Origin of the sequence: Asticcacaulis solisilvae, from assembly GCF_017875235.1 — a bacterium.
GTDB classification, from domain to species: Bacteria; Pseudomonadota; Alphaproteobacteria; order Caulobacterales; family Caulobacteraceae; genus Asticcacaulis; species Asticcacaulis solisilvae_A.
On the sequence record NZ_JAGGMI010000001.1, the window covers coordinates 111,585 to 134,637 of the forward strand.

The 23,053-nt window shown below is 62.5% G+C and carries 23 protein-coding genes; 10 read left to right on the plus strand and 13 right to left on the minus strand.

Going from position 1 to position 23,053, the window contains the following annotated elements:
• Window positions 1–20: 20 nt before the first annotated feature.
• The gene (flgB, locus tag J2X24_RS00560; protein ID WP_209715052.1) at window positions 21–434 is read right to left on the minus strand and encodes a flagellar basal body rod protein FlgB; all 414 of its coding nucleotides are present in this window, start codon (window positions 432–434) and stop codon (window positions 21–23) included.
• Window positions 435–605: 171 nt separating this feature from the next.
• On the opposite strand from flgB, the gene J2X24_RS00565 reads away from it, so the two are divergent.
• From J2X24_RS00565 to J2X24_RS00575, 3 genes are all read left to right on the plus strand, one after another.
• Window positions 606–962, plus strand: a complete 357-nt coding sequence (locus tag J2X24_RS00565) for a flagellar biosynthetic protein FliO (protein WP_310002323.1) — start codon at window positions 606–608, stop codon at window positions 960–962.
• 187 nt (window positions 963–1,149) lie between these two features.
• A complete protein-coding gene (fliP, locus tag J2X24_RS00570) occupies window positions 1,150–1,860 on the plus strand; it encodes a flagellar type III secretion system pore protein FliP (protein ID WP_310002383.1) in 711 nt (236 codons plus the stop codon).
• Window positions 1,861–1,864: 4 nt separating this feature from the next.
• Window positions 1,865–2,206, plus strand: coding sequence for a hypothetical protein (locus tag J2X24_RS00575; protein ID WP_209715060.1), 342 nt, complete (start codon window positions 1,865–1,867; stop codon window positions 2,204–2,206).
• Between the two features lie 71 nt (window positions 2,207–2,277).
• Here the strand turns inward: J2X24_RS00575 and J2X24_RS00580 are convergent, their stop codons facing one another.
• Window positions 2,278–3,153, minus strand: coding sequence for an SPFH domain-containing protein (locus J2X24_RS00580; RefSeq protein WP_209715063.1), 876 nt, complete (start codon window positions 3,151–3,153; stop codon window positions 2,278–2,280).
• A 321-nt stretch (window positions 3,154–3,474) separates the two neighbouring features.
• Window positions 3,475–6,504 (minus strand): tetratricopeptide repeat protein, encoded by a 3,030-nt coding sequence (locus tag J2X24_RS00585; protein WP_209715066.1) that lies wholly within the window; start codon window positions 6,502–6,504, stop codon window positions 3,475–3,477.
• A gap of 226 nt (window positions 6,505–6,730) precedes the next feature.
• Between J2X24_RS00585 and J2X24_RS00590 the strand changes: the two genes are divergently transcribed.
• Entirely contained in the window at window positions 6,731–7,429 is a 699-nt protein-coding gene (locus tag J2X24_RS00590) for a class I SAM-dependent methyltransferase (protein WP_209715069.1), read from the plus strand.
• Window positions 7,430–7,617: 188 nt separating this feature from the next.
• Window positions 7,618–8,154: a hypothetical protein gene (locus J2X24_RS00595; protein ID WP_209715071.1), complete on the plus strand. Its 537-nt coding sequence runs from the start codon at window positions 7,618–7,620 to the stop codon at window positions 8,152–8,154.
• Here J2X24_RS00595 and J2X24_RS00600 read toward each other — a convergent pair.
• The 5 genes from J2X24_RS00600 to J2X24_RS00620 all read right to left on the minus strand — a co-directional run bounded on the left by J2X24_RS00600 (window position 8,147) and on the right by J2X24_RS00620 (window position 14,156).
• Window positions 8,147–10,405, minus strand: coding sequence for a calcium-binding protein (locus J2X24_RS00600; RefSeq protein WP_209715074.1), 2,259 nt, complete (start codon window positions 10,403–10,405; stop codon window positions 8,147–8,149). The genes J2X24_RS00595 and J2X24_RS00600 overlap by 8 nt on opposite strands.
• 108 nt (window positions 10,406–10,513) lie before the next feature.
• The gene (locus tag J2X24_RS00605; RefSeq protein WP_209715077.1) at window positions 10,514–11,365 is read right to left on the minus strand and encodes a MotE family protein; all 852 of its coding nucleotides are present in this window, start codon (window positions 11,363–11,365) and stop codon (window positions 10,514–10,516) included.
• An 87-nt stretch (window positions 11,366–11,452) separates the two neighbouring features.
• The gene (locus J2X24_RS00610; protein ID WP_209715080.1) at window positions 11,453–12,274 is read right to left on the minus strand and encodes a DUF6468 domain-containing protein; all 822 of its coding nucleotides are present in this window, start codon (window positions 12,272–12,274) and stop codon (window positions 11,453–11,455) included.
• Window positions 12,275–12,298: 24 nt separating this feature from the next.
• On the minus strand, window positions 12,299–13,336 hold the full coding sequence (fliM, locus tag J2X24_RS00615) for a flagellar motor switch protein FliM (RefSeq protein ID WP_404977807.1): 1,038 nt from the start codon (window positions 13,334–13,336) through the stop codon (window positions 12,299–12,301).
• Window positions 13,337–13,478: 142 nt separating this feature from the next.
• A complete protein-coding gene (locus J2X24_RS00620; RefSeq protein WP_209715087.1) occupies window positions 13,479–14,156 on the minus strand; it encodes a flagellar basal body-associated FliL family protein in 678 nt (225 codons plus the stop codon).
• Between the two features lie 299 nt (window positions 14,157–14,455).
• Here J2X24_RS00620 and flgF point away from each other — a divergent pair, with 299 nt between their 5' ends.
• The 4 genes from flgF to flgH all read left to right on the plus strand — a co-directional run bounded on the left by flgF (window position 14,456) and on the right by flgH (window position 17,460).
• The gene (gene flgF, locus J2X24_RS00625) at window positions 14,456–15,202 is read left to right on the plus strand and encodes a flagellar basal-body rod protein FlgF (protein ID WP_209715090.1); all 747 of its coding nucleotides are present in this window, start codon (window positions 14,456–14,458) and stop codon (window positions 15,200–15,202) included.
• Window positions 15,203–15,212: 10 nt separating this feature from the next.
• On the plus strand, window positions 15,213–16,004 hold the full coding sequence (flgG, locus tag J2X24_RS00630; protein WP_209715093.1) for a flagellar basal-body rod protein FlgG: 792 nt from the start codon (window positions 15,213–15,215) through the stop codon (window positions 16,002–16,004).
• Window positions 16,005–16,107: 103 nt separating this feature from the next.
• Window positions 16,108–16,713 carry a flagella basal body P-ring formation protein FlgA gene (locus J2X24_RS00635; RefSeq protein ID WP_209715096.1) on the plus strand — a complete coding sequence of 202 codons (606 nt, stop codon included), beginning with the start codon at window positions 16,108–16,110 and terminating at the stop codon, window positions 16,711–16,713.
• Between the two features lie 6 nt (window positions 16,714–16,719).
• Window positions 16,720–17,460 (plus strand): flagellar basal body L-ring protein FlgH, encoded by a 741-nt coding sequence (gene flgH / locus J2X24_RS00640; RefSeq protein WP_209715099.1) that lies wholly within the window; start codon window positions 16,720–16,722, stop codon window positions 17,458–17,460.
• A 414-nt stretch (window positions 17,461–17,874) separates the two neighbouring features.
• Here flgH and J2X24_RS00645 read toward each other — a convergent pair whose 3' ends face one another.
• The 3 genes from J2X24_RS00645 to J2X24_RS00655 are packed head-to-tail and all read right to left on the minus strand — an operon-like array spanning window position 17,875 to window position 20,278.
• Window positions 17,875–18,942, minus strand: coding sequence for a quinone-dependent dihydroorotate dehydrogenase (locus tag J2X24_RS00645; protein WP_209715102.1), 1,068 nt, complete (start codon window positions 18,940–18,942; stop codon window positions 17,875–17,877).
• A gap of 54 nt (window positions 18,943–18,996) precedes the next feature.
• Window positions 18,997–19,488 carry a SixA phosphatase family protein gene (locus J2X24_RS00650; RefSeq protein ID WP_209715105.1) on the minus strand — a complete coding sequence of 164 codons (492 nt, stop codon included), beginning with the start codon at window positions 19,486–19,488 and terminating at the stop codon, window positions 18,997–18,999.
• Window positions 19,489–19,528: 40 nt separating this feature from the next.
• Complete coding sequence (locus J2X24_RS00655; protein ID WP_209715108.1) at window positions 19,529–20,278, minus strand: class I SAM-dependent methyltransferase; 750 nt, start codon at window positions 20,276–20,278, stop codon at window positions 19,529–19,531.
• A gap of 96 nt (window positions 20,279–20,374) precedes the next feature.
• Here J2X24_RS00655 and gloB point away from each other — a divergent pair, with 96 nt between their 5' ends.
• On the plus strand, window positions 20,375–21,121 hold the full coding sequence (gloB, locus tag J2X24_RS00660; protein WP_209715111.1) for a hydroxyacylglutathione hydrolase: 747 nt from the start codon (window positions 20,375–20,377) through the stop codon (window positions 21,119–21,121).
• On the opposite strand, the gene J2X24_RS00665 is transcribed toward gloB, so the two are convergent.
• Together J2X24_RS00665 and phbB are read right to left on the minus strand one after the other, a co-directional pair.
• The gene (locus J2X24_RS00665; RefSeq protein ID WP_245344342.1) at window positions 21,118–21,822 is read right to left on the minus strand and encodes a DUF4908 domain-containing protein; all 705 of its coding nucleotides are present in this window, start codon (window positions 21,820–21,822) and stop codon (window positions 21,118–21,120) included. The genes gloB and J2X24_RS00665 overlap by 4 nt on opposite strands.
• A 497-nt stretch (window positions 21,823–22,319) precedes the next feature.
• On the minus strand, window positions 22,320–23,042 hold the full coding sequence (gene phbB, locus J2X24_RS00670; RefSeq protein ID WP_209715117.1) for an acetoacetyl-CoA reductase: 723 nt from the start codon (window positions 23,040–23,042) through the stop codon (window positions 22,320–22,322).
• Between the last annotated feature and the right edge of the window lie 11 nt (window positions 23,043–23,053).

Genomic DNA, 23,053 nt, shown 5'->3' on the forward strand with positions numbered 1-23,053 from the left:
TGCCATCGTCTTTCAGGGAGTTACCGTCCCGGGGGCCTCGCCGCCATGCGCACCATGGCCAGCGACTTCTGATAAAAACCGACCGCCGCGTCGAACTGCATGCGGCTTTCGGCCATCTTCAGCATCTGTTCCTCGAGCACCACGGAATTGCCGTCCATGGTGGTTTCCGAGTCGAGCGCCGTCACTTCGCGCGCTGAATTAGGCTTGAAGCCTTCGATCTGCAGGTGCGCGGCATTGGTCGTCGCCATGCCGAGCTTCCCGCCCCCCTCCGCCTGCCCCTTCATCAGGGTGTCGAAGTTCTGCGCGGCCAGGTCGCGCGGCTTGTAGCCGGGCGTGGAGGCGTTGGCGACGTTTTCCGCCACCAGCTTCTGCCGCCCGCTCAGCCAGCCCATGCGGGTCTGCAGCGCGTCGAGGAAGTTTATGCCCGAAGCCATGACCGGCCCTTTCCTTTTTGCGATTGCCCGACTCACTCTACAAGGGACAATTCGCCTGTATGGGGCAAATAATGCCCACCTTTTGGTTAACAAAGGCTTGCCGGTAAACGGCCCGTTAACCAAGAGGCTTAACTATGCAATGGAAACAGGTTCGGTGGCGTGATGGACTGGATGGGATTACTGCGTGCGATCTTCGCCCTGGCCATTGTGCTGGGCCTGATCCTGTCGCTTGCCTGGGTCCTGAGACGGTATGCCCCACAGCTGATGGCGCGTCTTCAGGCGCCGCGCGGCCGCCGGCGCCTTCAGGTCGTCGAGACCCTGGTGCTCGACCCTGCCCGCCGGCTGGTGCTGGTCCGGCTCGATGACGAGGAAAGACTGCTGCTGCTCGGGGACGGCCGCGAACTGATCGAGCCGCGCACCAGGCCGGCTTCACAGTCGCCCGTTGCGGAGCCCATTGCCGAAGCGCCCCGCGCCCGTCCCTCGCCTCGCCCCCTCAAGAGACAGGACGCCAATGACGACCTGTTCTGAGAAAGCCGCGTCCACTCCGAAGCCGATAGGCTCCGGCAAGGCCGACCGGCCGTCGCTGCAAGCGCGCTCAAGCAGCGAAGCGTTAGCGCATGACCAAATGCAGCGAGCCCGTGCGGCGCCTGAGCACAAAAAAAGTAACCTGAAACAGAACCTGATCATCCTGGCGGTCTTCGTCGTCGGGTTCGCCATGATGATTTTTCCGTATCAGGTCTTCGCGCAGGAACTGAACGTCAATCTCGGCAACGGCGGCAGCCTGTCGGCGCGAGTCGTCCAGATGATCGGGCTGATGACGGTGCTGTCGCTGGCGCCGTCGATCGTCATCATGTCGACCTCGTTCATCCGCATTGTCGTCGTGCTGTCGCTGCTGCGGACCGCGCTCGGCCTGCAGCAGAGCCCGCCAAACGCGGTCATCATTTCGCTGGCCCTGTTTCTGTCGGCCATCGTCATGGCGCCGACCTATGAGCGCGCCTACAACGAAGGCATCCGGCCCCTGATGGACCAGGAGATGGAATTGCCGCAGGCCTTCGAAGCGTCCAGCATCCCGCTGAAGGGCTTCATGCTGGGCCAGGTCGACCAGAAGGACCTCGGCCTGTTCGTCCGCCTGTCCAAGATTGAGATGCCGAAGGACCAGATGGACCTGCCAGTGCGCGTGGTCACGCCGGCCTTCATGATTTCCGAACTTAAAAAAGCCTTCCAGATCGGCTTCTATCTCTTCGTTCCCTTCCTGGTGATCGACCTTGTGGTCGCCAGCGTCCTGATGAGCATGGGTATGATGATGTTGCCGCCGGTTGTGGTATCATTGCCGTTCAAGCTGATCTTCTTCGTGCTGGTCGATGGCTGGCACCTGGTCGCGGGTTCCCTGGTCGAAAGTTTCCGGCCACCGATCGGAGGGGGGTAACGGCATGGATGCGTTTCTGAAACCCCTGTTCGACAAGAACGAGCAAGGCGTCATCTTTTACCCCATGGGCAACAAGGCCCGGCCCCATCCGGTCAATCCATCACAGGTCGAACAGCTGCGCACCGCGACGGCCGTGACGGTGGTCATTGTCGGGCTGATGGCGGTCGGCGGCTTTTCCTACGCCATCGGTGTGACCCTACTGATATTGATAACACCCGGCGGGATAGAGGGTTTCACCTTCGATCCCCGGCTGCTGTATCTCGGCGACGTCGTGCAACTGATCTTCATCGCCATCGTCATCCTGATCTACCGCGCCGTGGTCGAAGGGATCCTGCGAAGGCCTTAGCGATATGTCCACCGGCATGCAAAAGCCGTGGCGTGCGACCGCCACGGCTTCCTTATTCTCGCACCATTCTATCAGCGGCCTGAGACATCGATAAAGGGCACCGCCCCGCCCGTCGTGGTCGGCAGTTTGCCGTCCCACTTTTCGATGGCGCGCAGCTGCACGACCTGCGGGCTCGAAGCGATCGACTGCGCCAGAAGGCGGTTGGCCTCGGCCTGGCCGCGCGCCTCTTCGATCTTGGCATCGGCCTGGGCCTTGGCGACCGCGATCTGGGCTTGCGCCGCGGCGGCATCGGCGTCCGCCTTGGTCTTGGCCTGGATCGAGTCGAGGATGACCTGCGGGTAGCGGATGGTGCCGATCCAGTCGAGCTGGCTGATATTGACGCCCTGCGGCTCCCATTTGCGGTTGACGCGGGCCAGGGCCTTCTGGATCACCTGCTGGCGGCCGCCGCGATAGAGGTATTCGACGCTGACCAGTTCGGTCTCCGCCGCGATGGCCGAGCGCACGTCATTGCGGATTGGCCCCTCGAACAGCTGGTCGAAGGTCAGGCGATAGCGGGTGTACAGCGCCGGCGCCTTGGTACGGTCGATGCGCATGACCAGTTGCACGTCGGCCGTCATCGGCAAGGCGTTGTTGTCCGAGAAGTTGATCTCCTCGTTCTCCGGCCCGCGCTCGTCCTGCTCGCGCGTATAGGTATAGGTGCGCTGGATTACCGGGAATTCGGCGATGCGCTCGCCGACCAGGTTCAGGTGCCAGCCGGACGGCAGCGGTGCCGGATCGACGCCGGCATTGGGGCCCAGGGTGCGGATCTTCACGCCGACATTGCCGGGCTGGATGGTCTGGCCGCACGACATCAGGCTGACGCCGGCTATAAGCAACACGCCGACTATGGCGGAGATGCCGCCGATCCTGGCCGGAAAGCGGAACGGCACTTTCAGATTATTGTTCATGGATGTCCCTCATGCGGACCGTTTGCGGTCCGCTCCTTCTTTGCGTTGGGATGGAAGATAACGCAGGAAGATGCGCGCTCTCTTAACGAGAGGGTCTTGAGGTCAGATTTCCGGGGGCTTGATCGCGTATAAAGCAAATATGGGCTGGAGCCGAGATTTCGACTAGGACGCCGCGCATTCTCTTGCGGCTATGCTCATTTCAACTAAACGATCAGTGTCTTTCTATTCAACGTTCCCGCTGTATCTCTTGGGAACAAATATATAATACATGGGCGCGCGGCTCGCTTGAAGCGAAACCGGACAGAGATAACAAAGATGTGATTACGCTTTTGCCGCAGCCGGTGCGGCGGGCGCCGGCGTGCCCTTCTCGCGGAAGCGCTTCTTCATGCCGGCCACCCAGCCGGCGAAACTGTCGGTCGCGGCGGCGGCGGCGGCGAAGTCGCGGCCGGTCAGGTCGCCGCCGTCGAGCGGCGCCAGGGCCACGCGCAGGGCGTCGGGCGACGACGCCGTAGCGGCGAATTTCAGCCAGCGGTCCGACATGCGGGTCAGGCCCTTCTGGTCTTTCAGGAGGCTATAGGCGACGCCGGCGCGGATCACCCGGCCCTCGTCGCTGAGGCTCAAGGCCGCGTCCTTCTTGTAGCGGTCGCCTAAGCGGCGTTCGAGAATGGCAGCAGCCCTCAACCAATCCTGCTGGGCCCAGTAGATATCGGCGCGGACGTCGTCGGCATCGGGCGAGGCGTCCTTGCCAAGCACCTCCAGCGCTTCTTCGGGCTTGCCCAGTTGCAGCAGGGCGCGCGCTTCCAGCACCCGGCGTTCGGTCGCGATCGTCTTGGGCAGGAGCGTCGTTCGCGTCTTCCACAAGGCCTGCAGCGCCTTTTCCGGCGCCCGGTTCATCAAATGAATGGCGGCCAGGTCAGCGGCGACGGCCGATTTGGCCACGCCGTCAAGGCGATTATCAATCTGATATTGCAACAGGTCCGCCGCCTGGGTCAGCAGATCGACATCGACCAGCCGGCGCACGATCTTGCGCACCATCTGGTCGCCGTCGGTGCCCACGGGGGTCAGTTCGCGGAAATCGTTGAACAGGCCCAGCGCCTCGACCGGCTGCAGGCCGTCGGCCATCCCGCCCAGGAAGAGGTTGCGGAAGGACTGGTTGAGCGTGTCCTGGATCTGCACAGCCTGCGGATCATTACCGAACTGCTTGCCGGCGGTGCGCAGGACCTGGAGTGCATCGCGGTAACGACCCTGGCTCAGGTAGATCTGGCCCATGCTGCCGATGACCTGAAGCTCGGTGCCATCGCCGCGCCAGCGGAAACGAAGGGAGTCGAGCGTCTTGAGGGTTTCGTCGGCCCGGGCCTTGCCCAACTCGTATTTGAGGCGCGCGGCATTCATCATGGCCGGGGCGGCGATGGCGTCGTCCGAGGCGCGCGACACGGCTTCGAAGACGTTGAGCGCGCGACGCTTGTCGCCCGACGCTTCGATGATCTGGCCATAAATCGCGTAGGCGGCAAGCTTCTGCAAGGGCGTGCCGTCTTGATTGACGGCGTAGACGATCATCTTGTCGGCCGTCTTGAGGTCCTTCTGGCGCATCGACGCGTCGGCATAGGCGGCGCCGAACTTCATCCGCCATTCGACCGGGAACTGGTCCATGGCCTTCAGGCCCGCCTGGAAGTCCTTGACGGCGTCGGCGAAGTTGCCGGCCTTGTATTCGGCGTAGCCTTCCCATAGCCGCGCCGCCGGATCGGCCGACAGTTGCGGGGAACTGAGATCGCCCTTGGCGTCAGCATAGCGGCCGGTCAGCATCTTGGCGGCGACGCGCAGGCCTCGCACCTGCGGATCGTCGAGCGAGCGCGGGTTCTGGCGCGTCAGCATGTTGAGCACGCCCTGGGCTTCGTAGTGCATGCCCTGGCCGACCAGAAAACGCGCGAGGGCCAGGCGTGCTGTGTTCGGGCCGGCGGCGCCCAGTTGCGCCTCGTCGGCGGCCAGGACCTGGAGCGCGCTGTAACGCGGCAGGAAGCCCTCCTCGGGCTTCGCCGACCAGTCGGGGTTCATCAGGCTGGCGAACAGAGCGTTCTTGTATTCCAGCCGGGAATCGTCGGGCTTGGCATTGGGATCGAGCGGCGACAGGGTCAGGCCGTCGGGCCGGGAGATTTCGATCAGGTCGCCGTCGACCTTCACCTTGACGTCGGGCGTCATGCGCTCGACGACCACGCCTTGTGCCGTCGACGGCAGGGTCGCTTCCAGGGTCTGGCGCGTAACCGCCATGTTTTTCACGGGGCCGCGCGCGGTAATCACGGCCATGCGGTCGCCGACGCTGGGGTCGCGGATCCAGGCGACGCGCGTGACGCCGGCCATGTTGACATTGAGGCTGGGCACACCGGTCGAATCGTCGCGGATGATCGCCCCCTGCGACGCCTTGTTGTCCAGCGCCTTGCCGCCCAGCCGCACGCGCCAGGTCATGCCGTCGCTGTTGACCGACAGGCTGCCGGTCGACGGCGCCTTGAGCCGCATGGCGGTGAAGCCGTCATTGCGCGTCCATTGCACGTCCTGGACGACAGCGCCGTCCTTCAGTTCGGCCGGCAGGCGCAGGTCGGCCTCGCCGTCGAAGACGATCCAGACCGACTCGCCGCGCCGGAAAACGGCCGAGGCGACCGGCCCCGGGAAAGCGAAGGCGATGTCGCGCCCGCCTTCATTGCTGGCGACTTCGACCAGAACCTGCGGCGCGGGCTTGGCGGCCTCGGCGGCGGGCTTTTCGAGCTTCTTGGCATCGGCGGCAAGGATGTCCTGCAGGCTGACGCTGACCGAGCCGGTCTTCGCCTGCTTCGCCAGGTCCTGCTTGGCCTTATCCGGATCGATCTGCACGAAGACGGCGCCGTCGGCCCGGCCAAAGCGCGTCTCATAACCGTCGACGACCTTTAGCCACAGTTCGGTGGCGCGGGCATCGCTTTTGACATCGACACCCGCAATGCCGATCGGCGGGTTGGCGCGCATGTCGCCAAGGTCCGGCTTGACGCTGCCCGGCAGGCGGATGACGATCTGCCCGCCCTGACGGCGGACCGACGCCCTTGAGCCGACGCTGCCGTAGATTTCGATACGGCCCGACTGGGCATTGCGGCCGGTGCGAATATCGATTTCGGTGCGCGGGGCGATATTGAGATTGAGCGGGTCGCCAATGGCGAAGCCGGCAAGGCCGAAGCTGGCGGCCGCGACCAGGGCCGCGGTCGCCCCAAGGGCCTTGCCCAGCGACATCGGGGCCTGAGCCGGCGAAGCTTTCAGTTTGCGGCGTGCAGCCTCCAGCCCCCCGGTTTCGGGAGCTATACAGTCCGAAGAGGATTTACGGGCGTGACTCATCACCCGCAAACATGCCTAATCGGCGTTTAATGGAGGTTAACAAAAGGCGAAATATTTCCTAAATAAATTCAATGCTTATTGTTTCAATTCAGCGAATTCGCCGGGTCGAAGGCACGCGCAATCCCGCTGATTTTAGAATCTCTTGCCGTCCCGGGAATGTCTGAGGTATCAGGTTCCTGTTCTCATACACGCGTTATGTGGGAGAGAACATGGCGGGGGCCTGTTTGTGAACGAAATCTTCAAGGCTATTGTTCGGCGCTGCGACGGCATGCTGGCGCCGGCGGTCTACGAAAAAATCTACCAGGCCGCATTGGCCGGGGGCACCATTGTCGAAGTCGGTACTGGCCTTGGCGCCGGCACCGCGGCCCTTGCGCTGGGCTTGCGCGATGGCGGCCGCGTCGGCCGGGTCTACACCTTCGATCCGATGCTGGGAGGGCCACGGCGCGCCCTTCGTGGCGTCCAGAAGCGCGTCGACACGGTGCGGGACAACCTGGCGGCTTTCGATGTTGATCACCTGGTTCAGATCATTCCGGCGACACTGGCCGAAGGTCTTCACGTCATACCGCCTTCGGAGGATATTTCGGTCCTCATGCTGGATGCCGACGGGCGCATCGATCGCGACATACTGCTTCTGGAAAAACGCATACCGGCGGGCGCGAAAATCATAATCGACGATAATGTCGACCTTGTCCGCCTCTCGAAAGCGGCTGGATTTAATTACCGCGTGGACGCCAAGATGCGTCTCACCTTTCTCCTGCTGGAATGGCTGCGCAAGGAAGACTTCATCAACACTGGAGAGCTGGTCGGAAACACCTTGTTTGCGGAACGGCAAAGCGGAGGCCCCCCCTATCGCTCTCCGGCGCCCTGGAGGCCTACCGCGAGCTGGTTTTCACAAATGCCCGTCATACGCCAGGCATGGCGTTGAGAAAGACCGTTGTGAATGTCCTGGAGAACGCAAGTCCCGCCTTGCTGCAGCACCTTCGGGTGCTGAAGAGACTGCGCGCCAGGTAGCAAAACAGCATCTGTTGCGATGTTCAGCAAATGCTCACCCCCTGCTCATGGCGCTCACCGGCAGACGGGATAGAGATGGGCCTCTATTTGCTGGAGGCAATCATGATGGAAAACGTAAGACCCGGCGGACGCGACCGCTGGAAGATCGCGGTGTGGGCGGCGGCCGCCGGACTTTGGTTGACACCGCTGATCGCCATGCGGTTCACGAACGAAGTCGTCTGGGACGCGTTCGACTTTGCTGTGTTCGGAGCCATGCTGCTGAGCGTATGCGGCCTGCTGGAACTGGCGACGCGGATGTCGCGCAGCGTCTTCTACCGGCTGGGCTTCGCTCTTGCACTGGTGGCGGGCTTCGTCCTCATCTGGATGAACCTGGCCGTGGGCATTATCGGCTCAGAGGACAACCCCACCAACCTGATGTACGCGGGCGTCCTGGCCATAGGCGCAGCGGGGGCCGTCCTTGCACGGCTCAAGCCACAGGGCATGGCCATCGCGCTCGTCGTCATGGCGGTGGCGCAAGGCCTGGTCTCGGCGACCGCCGTATTATCCGGCTATTTCACTGTACCGCTGGATGCCGCCTTCATTGCCGTCTGGCTGCTGTCGGCATGGCTGTTCCACACCGCCGCCCGCCAGACTATGTGAAGATCAGGTCGTCCTTCGTCACGACGGCGCCGTTGCTGATGAGGGCAAGCTCGAACGCTGCTCCGGCGCCATCGCCATCCGCGTCCCAATAGAGGCGCTGTCCGGCGGCGTTCCAGACGAACTGCGCGCTTGAACCCACGGCGGCTGAGCCTTCGGTGAACTCCGAAGCCGTCAGGACATGGCCGCTGGCAAAGCCATAATCCGCGCCCGAAAAGACCAGACGGTCGGTCCCGTGCTGGAAATCAACGACGTGGTCGTGGCCGTTGACCGAAACCGATGAGAAGACGAAGGCATCCGCGCCCGCGCCGCCGCCCAGGACATCCTGGCCATGGCCGCCGGTCAGGGTGTCGGCGCCATTGCCGCCCGACAGCCGGTCGTGGTCGTTGCCGCCGTCAAGCGCGTCATTGCCGTCCCAGCCATAGAGGCTGTCATTGCCGAGCCCGCCCGACAGAACATTGTTGCCGCTGTTGCCGTTCAGGCTGTTGCTCAAGCCATTGCCCGTGCCGCTGAGATCCGCCGTACCGGTCAGGATCAGGGTCTCGACATTCGGCGTGAGGGCGAAGTCGATCGACGACCGGACAGTATCATTGCCTTCGTCGGGCACTTCATAGACCCGGTCACCGATATGATCGACCACATAGGTGTCATCCCCGGCCAGGCCAAACATCTGGTCGTTGTCGATACCGCCATCCAGCCAGTCATTGCCCTGTCCACCGACCAGCGAATCCCAGCGTTCTCCGCCGAGCAACGTATCGTTGCCTACCCCGCCGTTCAGGGAATCGCCGCCGGCGCCGCCCGAGAGAAGGTCATCGCCGTCTTCGCCACGCAGCGTATCGATATCGGCGCCGCCATAAAGCGAGTCGTTGCCGCCGTCGCCAACCAGCAGGTCATTGAGCAGCCCGCCAAAGAGACTGTCCGCGCCATCTCCGCCCCGCAGGATATCGTGGCCACCCGCGCCATCGACCGTGTCGTTGCCGCCCAGCGCATGGATCTCGTCGGCGCCCGGCGTGCCTGTCAGAAAGTCGGCGTCTTCGGTCGGGTCGGGCGCAAATATCCGCGCTTTGATGGAGGAACCGCTGCTGTCGCCCAAGGTCCCGCCGAAATCGGTCCACTCGACGACGAAGCCCCCTCCCTTGAGACCCGAGACAGTCGTAGACACTTGCGCGCCGACCGTCTGCTCATTGACCAGGAACTCGTCGCCGACCGGGTTACCGTCTGCATCGAAAACCTTTGCATGAATGGCCCAGTCGTCGGCATCACCGAACTGCCCGCTTGAGTCCTGCCAGGTGACGACAAAACCGCCGTTTTCCAGCGCGGCGACATCCGGCCAGCCCTGATAACCGGGAAAGTCTGCGCCTACGAGGATCGGCGCGCCAACCTTTGCCCCGTCCGCACTAAAAATTTCCGCCACGATACCGGGCCCATACACCCCGCCTGTTTCCACGCCCCAATCTCCCCAGACCGCGACGAAGCCGCCACCGGCCAAACCGGCAATGCTGGGCGAAGCTTGTGTTTCATATACCGAGGTATTGAGGCGGAATTGATTGCCGGCCGGTACGCCGGTTGCAGAAAATATCCGCGCCTGGATGTCGCCATACTCTTCCGCAGGCCCGCTGTCGTCGCTCCACGTTATGACGAAGCCACCGTTTTCCAGGGCGGTGACGTCAGGATCGATCTCAAAAGTTGTTTGCCAGGTATTGACCTTGAACTCATCACCGACCTTCGCGCCGTCAGCTGAGAACACCTGCGCCTTTATGACCCAATTGAACTCTTCAAACTGCGTTTCGCTCAGGTCCTGCCAGGTGACGACGAAACCACCACCGGCCAGCGCCGTGATACTTGGGTCTGCCTGCGCTTCGTAGGTAATGGAATTGACCAGGAACTCGCCCCCGACCTTCGCCCCGGAAGGCGTGAATATCTGCGCCCTGATATCCAGGTCTTGTCCGTACGGGTCTAAGGCGTCTTGCCAGGTAACGACGAAGTTGCCATTGCTGAGACCGGTTACGCGCGGTTCGGTCTGGCTGTTTGCGGTCGTGGTGTTGACGAGGAATTCACTACCCGTCTTCGCGCCCGATGCATCGAAAACCTGCGCCCGGATATTGGCATATGTGCCGTCCGGATTATTGCTCCAGTCCACCCAGACCGAAACAAAGCCGCCGGTATTCAACGCTGTGACATCGCCATAGCTCTGAGAGCTTTCGGTCTGCGAATTGACGAGAAACTCTTCACGCGCCGTGAACTGATACGCCATGACTACCTCCCTGTTGGTTGAGATACGCCCATAGACAATCGCAACGCACATAGACCACGTGCGACCTGGGCGCTCAATTCACAAGTCCGGCAAGTTGGAGGTTTCTTATTACCCTTTTTTGACAGGCGTCGTGGCCGCCGGCGCAGCTTCCGCGCCCTTGGTGACACCACCGCTGGCGGTCGCCTTGTTCAGCTTGTCCTGAAGGCTGTCGGCGGCCTTCATGCGCTGCGAGAGCTTTTCCGTCAGGTCGCGCGCGGCGTCCGGCGACATGGCGCCGAGGATGGCGGCCAGTGAGCGGTCCTTCATGCCGGCGACGATCGGCAGGCGCACCGGATCGCTCATGGCGGTGAGAACCGCGGCGGCGTCCTTGGGCTTCATCGACTCATAGACCTTGACCATGCGGACGGTGTCTTCGCTCGAGGTCTTGTTGGCCTGGTCGATCAGGCCCTGGATCTGGCTCTTGAGGCTTTGCAGCTGGGTAATGCGAGCATCGAGCTTGCTGTCGGCGGCGTCGATCAACTGGCCGCGCGAATTGAGCTGCGCCTCGCGCTGGTCCAGTTCTGCCCGGCGCGTACCAAGGCTTTGCAGGATATTGAGTTCGTTCGGCGAGATGCCCGCCTGGGCCGCCAGGTCTTTCACAGAGGTGGCGCAGATCGGCGCGGCCGGAGCAGCGGCCGCCGCATCCTTGGCGACCGAACCGGCATCGGCGGCCTTCAGGATCGAATCCGTGGCATAGCTTTCGGTCGGATCATCGATATTCTCCGCCTCACCCGCCGCGGCCTTGGGCTTTGCCTTGGCCTCGGCCTTGGGTTTTTCCGCCGGCTTTTTCTGTTCGGCGGCGAAAGCTTCTGCGGCCTGGAAGGCGTTCGGCACCAGTTCCAGGCTGGTGATGGCCTTCATGGCCAGCACGCCGCCCACGGCGACGCACACGATCGGGAGAATGCGGGGAAGATTGGCCATACTCTACTCGGGTGTCTGGAGCGAAACGCACACCCTGTTTGCGGCCTTTTGCTAAATATCGCGTTAACGGAGGTTAATGCCTATTACCTATTTGTCATCGCCGAACAGATCGTCCTCAACCGACAAAACCCGCCGGGGCGGCAGGGTCAGGGTGCGGATCATTTCGTTCAGATTGGCGACGACCAGTTCGGACATCTGGACCTTGTCGAGCATCTCGGCTTCGTCCTCGTCGGGCAGGTCCGGCAGAAGGCTCTTGCGCTGGCCGGCCCGGTCCGGGAACGTCGAAGCGGCTGGCGAACGGAAACTGATGACATCGCGTTCGAACGGATCGCGCTTGTCCGGCTTGCCTTCAGGAGTCTTTTGGCCACGCGCCACATTCGGCGTCTTTGGCGAGGCCGACCAGGCGGGATTGTAATCGGCGTCTTCTTCCAGTTTCGGCTGGCGGCGCGGAGCTTCTCTGGCCGGTTCGCGCACGGGTTCGGCAGAGACTTCGCGCAAGACCGGCCGTGCTGGCGGGGCCGGCGCCACTTGTCTAGGCGCGCTTTCCAGCCGCTTGGCGGTCTGCTCGGCGCGGCCTTGCAGGGCGGTCAGCGATCCCATCTGGCCGTCGATCTCGCGGGCGGCCCGTTCGGCGCGGCCGACCTGGGCTTCCAGTTTTTGCAGGATATCGCGCGCCGCCACGATGCGGCCGTGCAGCAGCTCCTGGCTGTCGTCGGCGTCCGAACGCAGTTCTTTCAATGACTGATAGGCGCGAATGGCTGCACTATCCAGTTCGGCAACGGCGCGGGCGAACTCTTCCTGACCGGCACGCAGGGTCTTCAGGCGCGTGTTCAGGCGCATACCGAACGCCAGCGCTGCCAGCAGCAGCGCGACGAGGACCGCGTCCATGATCAGGCCTGTAAGGTTCATCGTCCCCTTGTTTGTCTTTTGGCGCTACTTCTTGCGCATCTGGGCCAGGCGGCGTTTGGTTGTCGACGCCAGGGGCTGTTCGACGCGCACGGCGATCGAATGGCCCTTTCGTCCCATGCGGCCCGTTGTCAGCGGAATCGAGCCGCAGCGCAACTGTACGGGAGAATCAGCGTTTGCATTCAACACGATCGTCTCTCCGACCTTGAAATTCAAGACCTGAGACAAAGGCATCTGCTGTTCGTCGAGTACGGCGCGCACTTCCATCTGCGTCGTCCACAGTTCGGTCGCCAGGTGGCTTTCCCAGATGTTGTCGCGGCCGAACTTCTCGCCCATGAACTGCTGCAGCAGCATCTTGCGGATCGGTTCCAGCGTCGCGTAGGGCAGCAGCAGTTCGACGCGGCCGCCACGGTCTTCCATGTCGATGCGCAGCTTGACCAGGATAGCCGCATTGGCGGGACGGGCAATGGCGGCGAAGCGCGGATTGGTTTCCAGGCGGTCGAGGTTGAAATTGACCGGGGTCAGCGGCTCGAACGCCGCCTTGGCGTCATTGAGCACGACCTCGACCATCCGCTGGACCAGCACGCGTTCGATGGTCGTATAGGGACGGCCTTCGATGCGCAGCGCGGCCGTGCCGCGACGGCCGCCCAAAAGCACGTCGACGATCGAATAGATCAGGTTGGAGTCGACCGTCAGCAGGCCGTAGTTGTCCAGCTCTTCGGCGCGGAACACCGCCAGGATGGCCGGCAGCGGGATCGAGTTCAGATAGTCGCCGAAACGGATCGACGAAATGTTGTCGAGCGAGACTTCGACGTTGTCCGAGGTGAAGTTACGCAAGCTAGTCGTCATCAGGCGCACCAGGCGGTCGAAGACGATTTCCAGCATCGGCAGGCGTTCATAGGACACCATGGCCGAGTTGATGATCGCACGGATGCCCGAGCGCTCATTGTAATCGTCTTCCGACAGGTCGAAGCCCAAGAGGCTGTCGATTTCGTCCTGGTTGAGGATGCGCTCGGCCCCGTGGGGCATGTTGAAGCGCTCGCCCATGGTCCCGCCGCCGACCATGGCCTCCCATTCGGCCGCCAGATCGCCGCCGTCCTGTCCTCCCCCACCCGTCGCGGCTTCAGCTTCAGCGGCAAGTTCCGCTTCCCACTGAGCCATCATGGCTTCCTGATCGACTTCTCCACTCATTTTACAAACACCAGTCTTAAGTGATCAGTTTTTCTTCGATCAGGACCGCATTGATCTTGTGCGGCGAGAGGATCAGGTTGATGCGGCGCAGGATTTCCAGGCGCAACTGATAGTCACCGGCCGACGACGACAGGTCTTCGGGACGCAGTTCGCCCATGAAGCCCTGCAGGATGTCATTGATGCGCGGCATGCTTTCCTTCAGCAGTTCGACGGTTTCCTCGTCGCCCACTTCGAAGGTCAGCTTCATCTTGAGGTAGGACGCCCGGCCATCGGGGCTTTCGATATTGGCGACCACGTCCGGCAGGGTGAAGTAGGTCACGCCATCGGGACCTTCTGCCACGACCGGCTGGGTCTTGGGATCGACCTTTTCGCCGCCGCCGCCGTGACCGCCGCCTCCGCCATGGCCGTCCTTTTTCTTTTCCTTGCCGTGCGCGTCCTTCTTGCCCTCGCCGTGGGCATCCGCCTTGCCGTGCGCATCGGCGGCGCCGTGCGCCTCGGCGGCGGGCTTGGGCTTCAGGAACAGGAAGTAGGCCGCGGCGCCGCCCCCGCCCAGCAGCACGACCGCGCCGCCGGCAATGGCGATGAGCATGATGGGCAGGCCTTTTTTCTTGGGCGCGTCACCGTCGCCGCCCTCGCCGCCACCATCCACCGGAGGCGCTTCAGCCTCCTTCTTCTTGTCCTTGGTCTTGGCCAAAACCGATCACCCGACGACTGCTGCGCATCTTGAAGGCCAAAACCTTAAGCGCAAAAATTGAACAAACCTTAACGCGGGAGAGACCCTGCCTGCCGCCTTCGAAGGCCATATTCCGCAAACATGGTTAATGATTACTTGTTAAGGCGGCATTTTTTGCCGTGCGTGACGCTCTCACTCCTGGCACGGCTTTGCCAGTTTCCCTTATTTTACAAGGGAGTGGAAAAAGCAGGCGAACTGGCACGGCGATTGCACCCGTATGGTTAACGACCACCCCTTTGCCCTTTCGTCAGGCCGCCCACATGGACAATGCCAGCTACATCGCCTTGTCGCGCCAGATCACCCTTCGCCGGGAACTGGACGTATCGGCCAACAACCTAGCCAATATGAACACGACCGGCTTCAAGTTCGAACAGCTGCTGATCACCAACGAATACGGTGAGCCGGCCAAGAACGACCCGATCAAGACCCCGGCCAATTTTGCCTATGACAACGGGCTTGGCCGCGACTTCCGCCAGGGCACCCTGACCCAGACGGGCGGCAGCTTCGACGTGGCGATCGCCGGCGATGGCGCCTTCTTCACCATCCAGACCCCGCGCGGCACGGCCTATACGCGCGACGGGTCCTTCATGCCCGGTCCTGACGGCACGCTGCAAACCCAGTCGGGCTATCAGGTCCAGGGCGACGGCGGCCCGATCACCATCGATCCCAAGAATGGCGAAGTCACCATCTCGGCTGACGGCATCCTGACCCAGATGGTCCAGGGCCAACCGCTTCGTGTCGGCAAACTCCAGGTCGTCCGACCGGACAGCCTGTCGAATCTGCGCAAGGAAGGCGACGGCACCTATACCCTTCGCACCGGCGCCGTGGTTCCGGCCACCGACGCCCGCGTCCAGCAGGGCATGCTGGAATCGTCCAATGTCAATCCGATGACCGAAATCACCAAACTCGTCGAGATCAACCGCGCCTATTCGAGCGTCGCGTCGATCATCGAGAAGCAAAACGAACTGAACCGGACCGCCGTCGAGCGTCTCGGCAAGGTCGCCTAAGGAGTAAGCCATGAGAGCGTTACGTACCGCCACCACCGGCATGGCCGCCCAGCAGATGAACGTCGAGGTCATCTCGAACAACATCGCCAACATGAACACGATCGGCTTCAAGAAGCAGCGCGCCGAATTCCAGGACCTGCTTTACGAAAACATCGAACGCATGGGCGCGCAGTCGTCGGACGCCGGCACCGTCGTGCCGACTGGCATCCAGATCGGCGCCGGCGTCAAGACCGGCAGTGTCTACCGCATCATGGGCCAGGGCACCCCCACCCTGACCAGCAACCCGTACGATATCGCCATCGAAGGCAAGGGCTACTTCCAGATCCTGATGCCGTCGGGCGAAACAGCCTATACTCGAGCCGGCAACTTCGCCCGCGATGACCAGGGCCGCCTGGTGACCGTCGATGGCTACGAGGTCCAGCCGTCGATCACTATCCCGGCCGACGCCACGGGCATTTCGATTTCCAAGTCCGGCCAGGTCCAGATCACCCAGGACGGCGCCGCGGCCCCGACCGTCGTCGGCCAACTGCAGCTGGCGACCTTCGTCAACGAAGCCGGCCTCGACGCCATCGGCGACAACTACTTCCTGGAAAGCGGCTCGTCCGGTCCGGCCAACATCGCCAATCCGGGCGAGGTCGGCTACGGCACCCTGCTCCAGAACTACATCGAAGCCTCGAACGTCGACGCCGTGTCGGAAATCACCGCCCTGATCGTCGCCCAGCGCGCCTATGAGATGAACTCCAAGGTCATCACCACGGCCGACACCATGCTGCAGACGACCAGCCAACTGGCGCGAGGCTAAGTAGATGAAACGCGCTACATCTTTGCGTTCAGTCGCCACACAGGCTTTTCGCGCAAACGTGCGCGGCGCGCAGTCGCGCTTGCCGAAGGCCAGGGCCTTCGGAATGTTTGCGCTTGCGGCCTTACTGCTACCGTCGATGGCGTTCGCCAATACGCTGGTGCTCAAGGCTTCGCCCACCGACAGCGATGGCCGTGTCACCATCGGCGACGTCTTCGACAATGCCGGCGCCGGCGCGCGCGTCGTCATCGGCTACCGCAACGGCGGCAATGCTGTCCTGGATGCGGCCACCGTGCAGATGCTGGCCAGCCGCAATGGCATGTACTGGGACAATCCGCGCGGCCAGCGCCGCATCATCGTCACCGAAGGCGTCGACGGCACCGATCCGTTCAGTGGCTCAGCCCCCGCCGCCCCGGCCCAGCAGGTTGCCGTCCCGGTGCAGCCCATGGCCCAGGCCACGCCCGTCGCGCAAGTCCGCAAGGTCGCCGTCGTCAAGCGCTCGGAACCGGTCAAGGTGACCTGGGGGTCGAGGGGCATGGCGCTGACCGTCACGGGCATTGCCACGAAGGACGCCGCCATCGGTGACGCCGTCCAGCTTCAGAACCCGACTTCCAAGAAGATGATCGACGCGGTCATCACCGGCCCCGGCGAAGCGCTGGCCGGACCGGCCGCCGATCAGTTCCGCTCCCGTCAATTGCTCTCGCTCAGGTAAACCATCATGCGTATCAAAGCCCCCTTCCGTTCCCTGGCCTGCCTCGCCCTCGCCGCCGCCTCATTGTCGGCCTGCGGCTCGATCCGCGAAACCGTCAACGGGCCGTCCCTGACGCCGATGGGCTATCCGGCCGCCATCGTCCCGCAGCAGCAGATGGTCACCGCCACACCGAACACCACGCCCGCCTCGGCCAATTCGCTGTGGCGCGTTGGCGCCCGCACCTTCTTCAACGACCAGCGCGCCCGCGGCGTCGGCGATATTCTGACCATCAATGTCGAAATCGACGACAGCGCCCAGACCAGCAACGCGACCAATGGCTCGCGCACCAATTCGTACCAGGCTGCCACGCCCAACGTGTTCGGCTTCGAATCGTCGCTCGGCAAGATTTTCCCGTCGCAGTACGACCCGGCTAATGCACTGGGTGCCTCGGGCTCTTCGACCTCGTCCGGCTCGGGCTCGGTCAAGCGCGCCGAAAAGATCTTCGTCACCATCGCCGCCGTCGTCACCGGCGTGCTGCCGAACGGCAACCTGATCGTCCAGGGCACCCAGGAAGTCCGCACCAATCGTGAGGTTCGCGTCCTGACGGTTTCGGGTATCGCCCGTCCCGAAGACGTCAGTTCGGAGAACACTTTGAAGCACACGCAACTGGCCGAAGCGCGCATCTCCTACGGTGGCCGCGGCGACCAGTCGAACATGGTCAAGGCGCCTGTCGCCCAGACCCTGATGGACCGTTACAGCCCCTTTTAATTTGCAGCTTTAAGCGGGATGAATCGCGAGTCACAAGATTCGCTGCTTTCTCAACAATTTGCGGCGCGCCTCACCGACGGGATGAGCGCGCCGTTTTGCTTTAAGCCAAACGTTTTCAGAACGATTTTGGCAAGATTCAATTAACCATATAAATATTTGTAATAATTATAGAATTTATGAGCCGATTCATCGCGATCTGGAAGCAGACGTAGCCGGATACGCCGTGCAAAAAGAATTCGACGACGAACCCCGCGGGCAGGTCCGTGGCGCCACGCACAAAGAGGTGAAATAATACCTCACATCAGAAAATGGCCAGAGGTGTTAAAATACCGCATTCAAAAATGTTCGTGAAAAAAAGCGCGCTTCGAAAAGGGGCGCTTTTGTTCGTGTCTTTCGTAGTAAAAATCGACCGGATCAGCCGACACCGACCGCTTCGGAAATCGAGCGGAAACCGTCGGCGCGCAGCCGCGCCACCAGATCGCGGCGCACTGCGTCGGCCAGCCCAGGCCCTTTGTAGACCATCGCCGAATAGAACTGGACCAGCGAAGCGCCGGCGCGGATCTTGGCATAGGCCTTGGCGCCGGAATCGATACCACCAGCGCCGATCAGCACCAGTCTGCCGCCGCTGGCCGCGCGCGCAAAGCGCAGCGCCTGGGTCGATAAATCGAACAGGGGCGCGCCGGACATACCGCCGGCCTCCTCGCGAAAGCGCGATGTCAGCCCGTCGCGCGACAGGGTCGTGTTCGACACGATCAGGCCGTCCAGGCCGTGCTTCAGCGTTTCCTCGACCGTGTCGGTGATTTCGGCCTCGGTCAGGTCCGGCGCGATCTTCAGGAACACCGGCATATTGGTGCCGGTCGCAGCCTTAAGCGCCGCGCGCGTCGCAGCGATCTGGCCCAGCAGGTCATCGAGATAGGACTTGCCCTGCAGAGCGCGCAGGCCCGGCGTATTAGGCGACGAGATATTGATCGTGAAATAGTCGCCCTGCCCCCACAGTTGTTTCAGGCCCGTCAGATAGTCCGCCATGCGATCGGCAGCGTCCTTGTTGGCGCCGATGTTCAGCCCGATGACGCCATCGCGCCGGCGCGGCAAGGCGTGCGCCAGATTGTCGGCAAAAACGTCCAGCCCCTTGTTGTTGAAGCCCATGCGGTTGATCACCGCCTGGTCTTCGCTGAGGCGGAACAGGCGCGGCTTCGGGTTACCGTCCTGCGGAAGCGGCGTGACGGTGCCGCATTCGGCAAAGCCGAAGCCGGAACGCAGCATGGCCAGCGGCACCTCGGCATTCTTGTCGAACCCGGCCGCCAGGCCCACGCAATTGCGGAATTTCAGGACGCCACCGTCGTATGGCACGGATACCGCCAGTTCCGGCGTGTCGAGGCTTGAGACCGGCCCAAGGCCCAGCTTCAGCAGTTCAATTGTCGCCGTGTGCGCGTCTTCCGGGGACAGCACATGCAGTGCCCGCGTCGCCAAACCATAATACATAGTCTTCTACCTTCACTCGCCGCGCGGTCGTTCTGCGCACGGCTCTTCACCGAATTACTTGCCCGGCTGATGGATGCCGTCATAGACCGGCCGCCCGGCGACATCGACTTCGAAGATCACCGCCGTCGCCGTCGAGAAGCCGTTCTTGACCTTATCGAGCGCGCTCATCGACGCGCCGCTGCCGATCATATAGTCGACGGACAGGTACTGGATGCCGGGATTATGGCCGATGACCAGCAGGCACTCTGCTGCGTCCTCGTGCGCCTCGATAATGCGGCGGATGACACCGACCTCGGCATTATAGAGTTCGTCCAGGAACTGGACCTTGATATCGCCGAGGATGCTTTCGACCTGGCGAAAGGTCTGGGTGGTGCGCGCCGCCGACGATACGAGGGCCAGGTCCGGCTTTATACCGTCGCCCTGAAAAGCACGGGCGACCGTCAGGGCTTCCTCGCGACCGCGCATTTCCAGCGAACGGTCGTAATCCTCTCCGGACGGGGCTTTGTTTTCTGCCTTGGCGTGGCGCATGAGAATGAGTTGTTTCATCATGCCGCCATATGGCGGAGAGTCTGCCGGAGGGTAAAGCTTAAACTTCTTCCAGCTCACGCCCCGCCGGCGCGGGCGCACCCACCGGTGCCAGAACATCGCGCAATTCCGGTATTAGCGGCTTGGGCGCCTTGACCGTCGTGGCGACGAACGGCCGCCGGCCGGCCTCCATCAGGATCAGTCCGCCGGTCAGCGGCCAGATGTGCGGCACGATTTTTTCGATGGTCTTGGCCCAGCGGAGCAGCGAACGCACTGGCGGCACATAAAGCGCGTGTGACCACGCCATGGGCTCGAGCTCGGCCTGGCGTACGGCGTTTTCAAGCTGGCCGCGGCTGTAGGGCAGGCCATAGCCGAAGGGCGTCTTTTCGACGTGCGCCCACAGGCCGCCCCGCGCCGCCACGACCAGGATCAGCTTGCCGTTCGGCGACAACAACCGCGACGCCTCCAGCAGCAGGTTCTGCGGCGACTGCGATTCTTCGAGCGCATGGACCATCAGAATTCGGTCGAACAGCGCGCTGGGGAAAGGCAGCGCCTCCTCATCGACCAGGGCCGAGCGAACCTTGAGGCCTGACGGCCAGATCTCGGCGCCCTGCTGCGCCGGCATGGCCTGGATGACGCGGCGCGCCTCATTAAAATGGACGAGATAGGGCGTGCCATAACCGATGCTGAGGACGTCGAGGCCGCGCACGTCGCTCCACTGGTCGCGCAGGCGCAGGCCGACCAGTTCGCGCACCATCTGGCCTTCGGGCGTGGCGTAGAAGCTGTTCAGGTCCTCGACAGTACGGCGCAACGGTTGTCCTTTTTGCCGACATTATCCGGAGACGGTGCCGGACGGGTCGGATAGGATATAGTCAGTTGCCGGCAGTTTATCAGGACAATTTGCAAAATGGGCTTAAAAATTACAATCTTTCCGTGCCTGACCGACAATTATGGGTTTCTGGTCAAGGATGAGGCTTCCGGCGTGGTCGCCTGTATAGATACACCTGAGGCCGGCAGGATTGTCGCCCAGGCCGAATCCATGGGTGTCAACATCGACGTCATTCTCAACACGCACTGGCACCCCGATCACGGCGGCGGCAACGCCGAGGTCCAGGCGCGCTTCGGCTGTCCGATCTTCGGACCGGAGGAGGTGCGCAAACGCTGGCCGCTCGACCATGTGCTGAAGCCCGGCGATGTCTATCAGTTGGGCGAGACGCGGCTCGATGTCATCGACCTGTCCGGCCACACCCTGGGGATCATCGCCTATATCGACCGCGCCGGCGGCAATGCCTTTGTCAGCGACGCCCTGTTTCCGCTGGGTTGCGGCCGCATGTTCGAAGGCACGCCGCAGGCCTTCTGGGCCAGCCTGTTGCGACTATGCGAACTGCCGGACGACACCGTCCTGTGGAGCGCACATGAATACACCCTGGCCAATCTGAAGTTCGCCGAAAGCCTGGGCAGCGCTGGGGCGCTGACCGCACGTGCCGAGAAGGTTCGGAGGCAAAGGGAACGTGGCGAATACACCGTGCCGACGACCCTTGCCGAGGAAAAGGCGACCAACCCGTTTCTGTACTATCCGTTGCAGGAAAATGGTTTCGAAGCGCAGGCGGCGAAGTTTGCCGAGCTTAGAGCGCTTAAAGATAATTTCCGTTAGCGCCGGTCGTCGGCGATCGAATAGGACGCCGTCAGCACATTGGAGATACGCTTGGACGAGACGCGACCGCCCCAGGCGCCGCGGCTGGAATCGAGCTTCATGACCAGAATGCCCTTTTCGACACGAACGCTGGGGGGACGGCCTTCGACGAAGTGGACTTCGCGGATATTGGCCAGCTTGCGGCCGCTGCGGCTGTTCTGGGCGACGCGGACGATGGCGTTGGAGGTAACGTCGAAAGCGTCGGCATAGAGGGCCGCCGATTCGGGTGTGGCGCCCTGGGCGTCGAAGGGAATCAGGCGTTCCACGGCCTGGGAGGCACGGCGACTGGCCTTGGCCAGGCTCTGCCACAGCAGGACCGGTGTCATCATGGCAGGGCGGAAGGCTTCGGCCTTGCCCGAGGCGGCGGCGGGGTCGCCCATCGGCCGGTCGTCTGAATAGAGCACCATGCCGCCCCAGCGCGTAGCCTTCAGCATCGGCTCGCCGAGATCATTCTTATAGATGATGTCGCCCTTGGTGCCAGGCGTGGGTGTCAGCGCCCAGACCTCGGCGTCGCCGTCGAAGCGCAGCAGCGGCGTTGGCCGGCTGCTGTCAAGGACGAAGCTGGCGCCTTCTTCGGAGATATAGTGGGTGACCTTGGGCGCACTTCCGGTCCTGCCGTTCGATGACGGGCTGCCGAACATCTTGTCACGAAGCGATTTCATGCCCTGCGCCTCGGCCACGCCTGCGCCAAGGGAAAGAACGATGAAAACGGCGCCGACAACACGCGTCAGGGAATGTGCAACCTTGCTTTTCATTAACGCCGATAGTTATGGGCCGACTTGGGCAGATTTAAGACGGCAATCCGCGCCTGGCCGCAACAATTGCGGCGATTCAGCGGTAATAAAAAGGGCGTGGCGAAACCGCCACACCCTCTATATTGGATAGTGATTTTCCACTTACTTCCTACATCCACCGGCCCTCTAGCCCGCGATGCTAAGTCGAAACCGTGATCACATGAGCACCCGCAGCGACGTGTCCTTGAGTACACGAGCAAGGCGGCGGAAGGCGACTGCGGTTTGCAGACCAGCAGCGTACGGCACGGCTAGGCCGCAATGCCGAGTCGAAAATGGCTGGCGTTTGAGCACCCGAAGCGAAGTGTACTTAAGTACATGAGCAAGGGCGCGCAAAACGACGGCTATTTGCAGACCGGCAGTGTGGCCTAGAGCATGTGTTGGCCGCCATTGACGGCTATGGTTGCTCCGGTAATGAACGACGCCATGTCCGACGCCAGGAAGGCGCAGATTTCGGCGACTTCCTCGGGCGTGCCCAGGCGGCCGACGGGAATGCCGGCGACGATCTTTTCCAGCACTGCCGGGTTGATAGCCGAGACCATTTCGGTCGAGGTGTAGCCCGGCGCCACGCAGTTGACCGTGATGCCCTTGGCGGCCGATTCCATGGCCAGCGCCTTGGTGAAGCCGATCATGCCGGCCTTGGCGGCGGAATAGTTGGTCTGGCCGGCCTGGCCCTTCTGACCATTGATCGACGAGATGTTGATGATGCGGCCGTAGTTGCGCTCACGCATGCCTTCGATCACCTGGCGCGTCATGTTGAAGACGCTGTCCATATTGGTGTGGATGACTTCCTGCCACTGCTCCTTCGACATCTTGTGGAAGAAGCCGTCACGGGTGATGCCGGCATTGTTGACCAGGACTTCGATGGGGCCAAGCGCCGCTTCGACTTCCTGGACGGCACGGGCGCAGTCCTCGAACTTGTCGACGCTGCCCTTGACGATCATGACGCCCAGCTCGTCCGCGACCTTGCGGGCATTTTCTTCGTTGCCGGCGTAACCGGCGGCGACCGTCAGGCCCGCATCACGCAGACGCTTTACGATGGCCTTACCGATACCGCGCGTGCCGCCAGTGACCAGTGCTACTCGACCCATGTTTGTCTTCC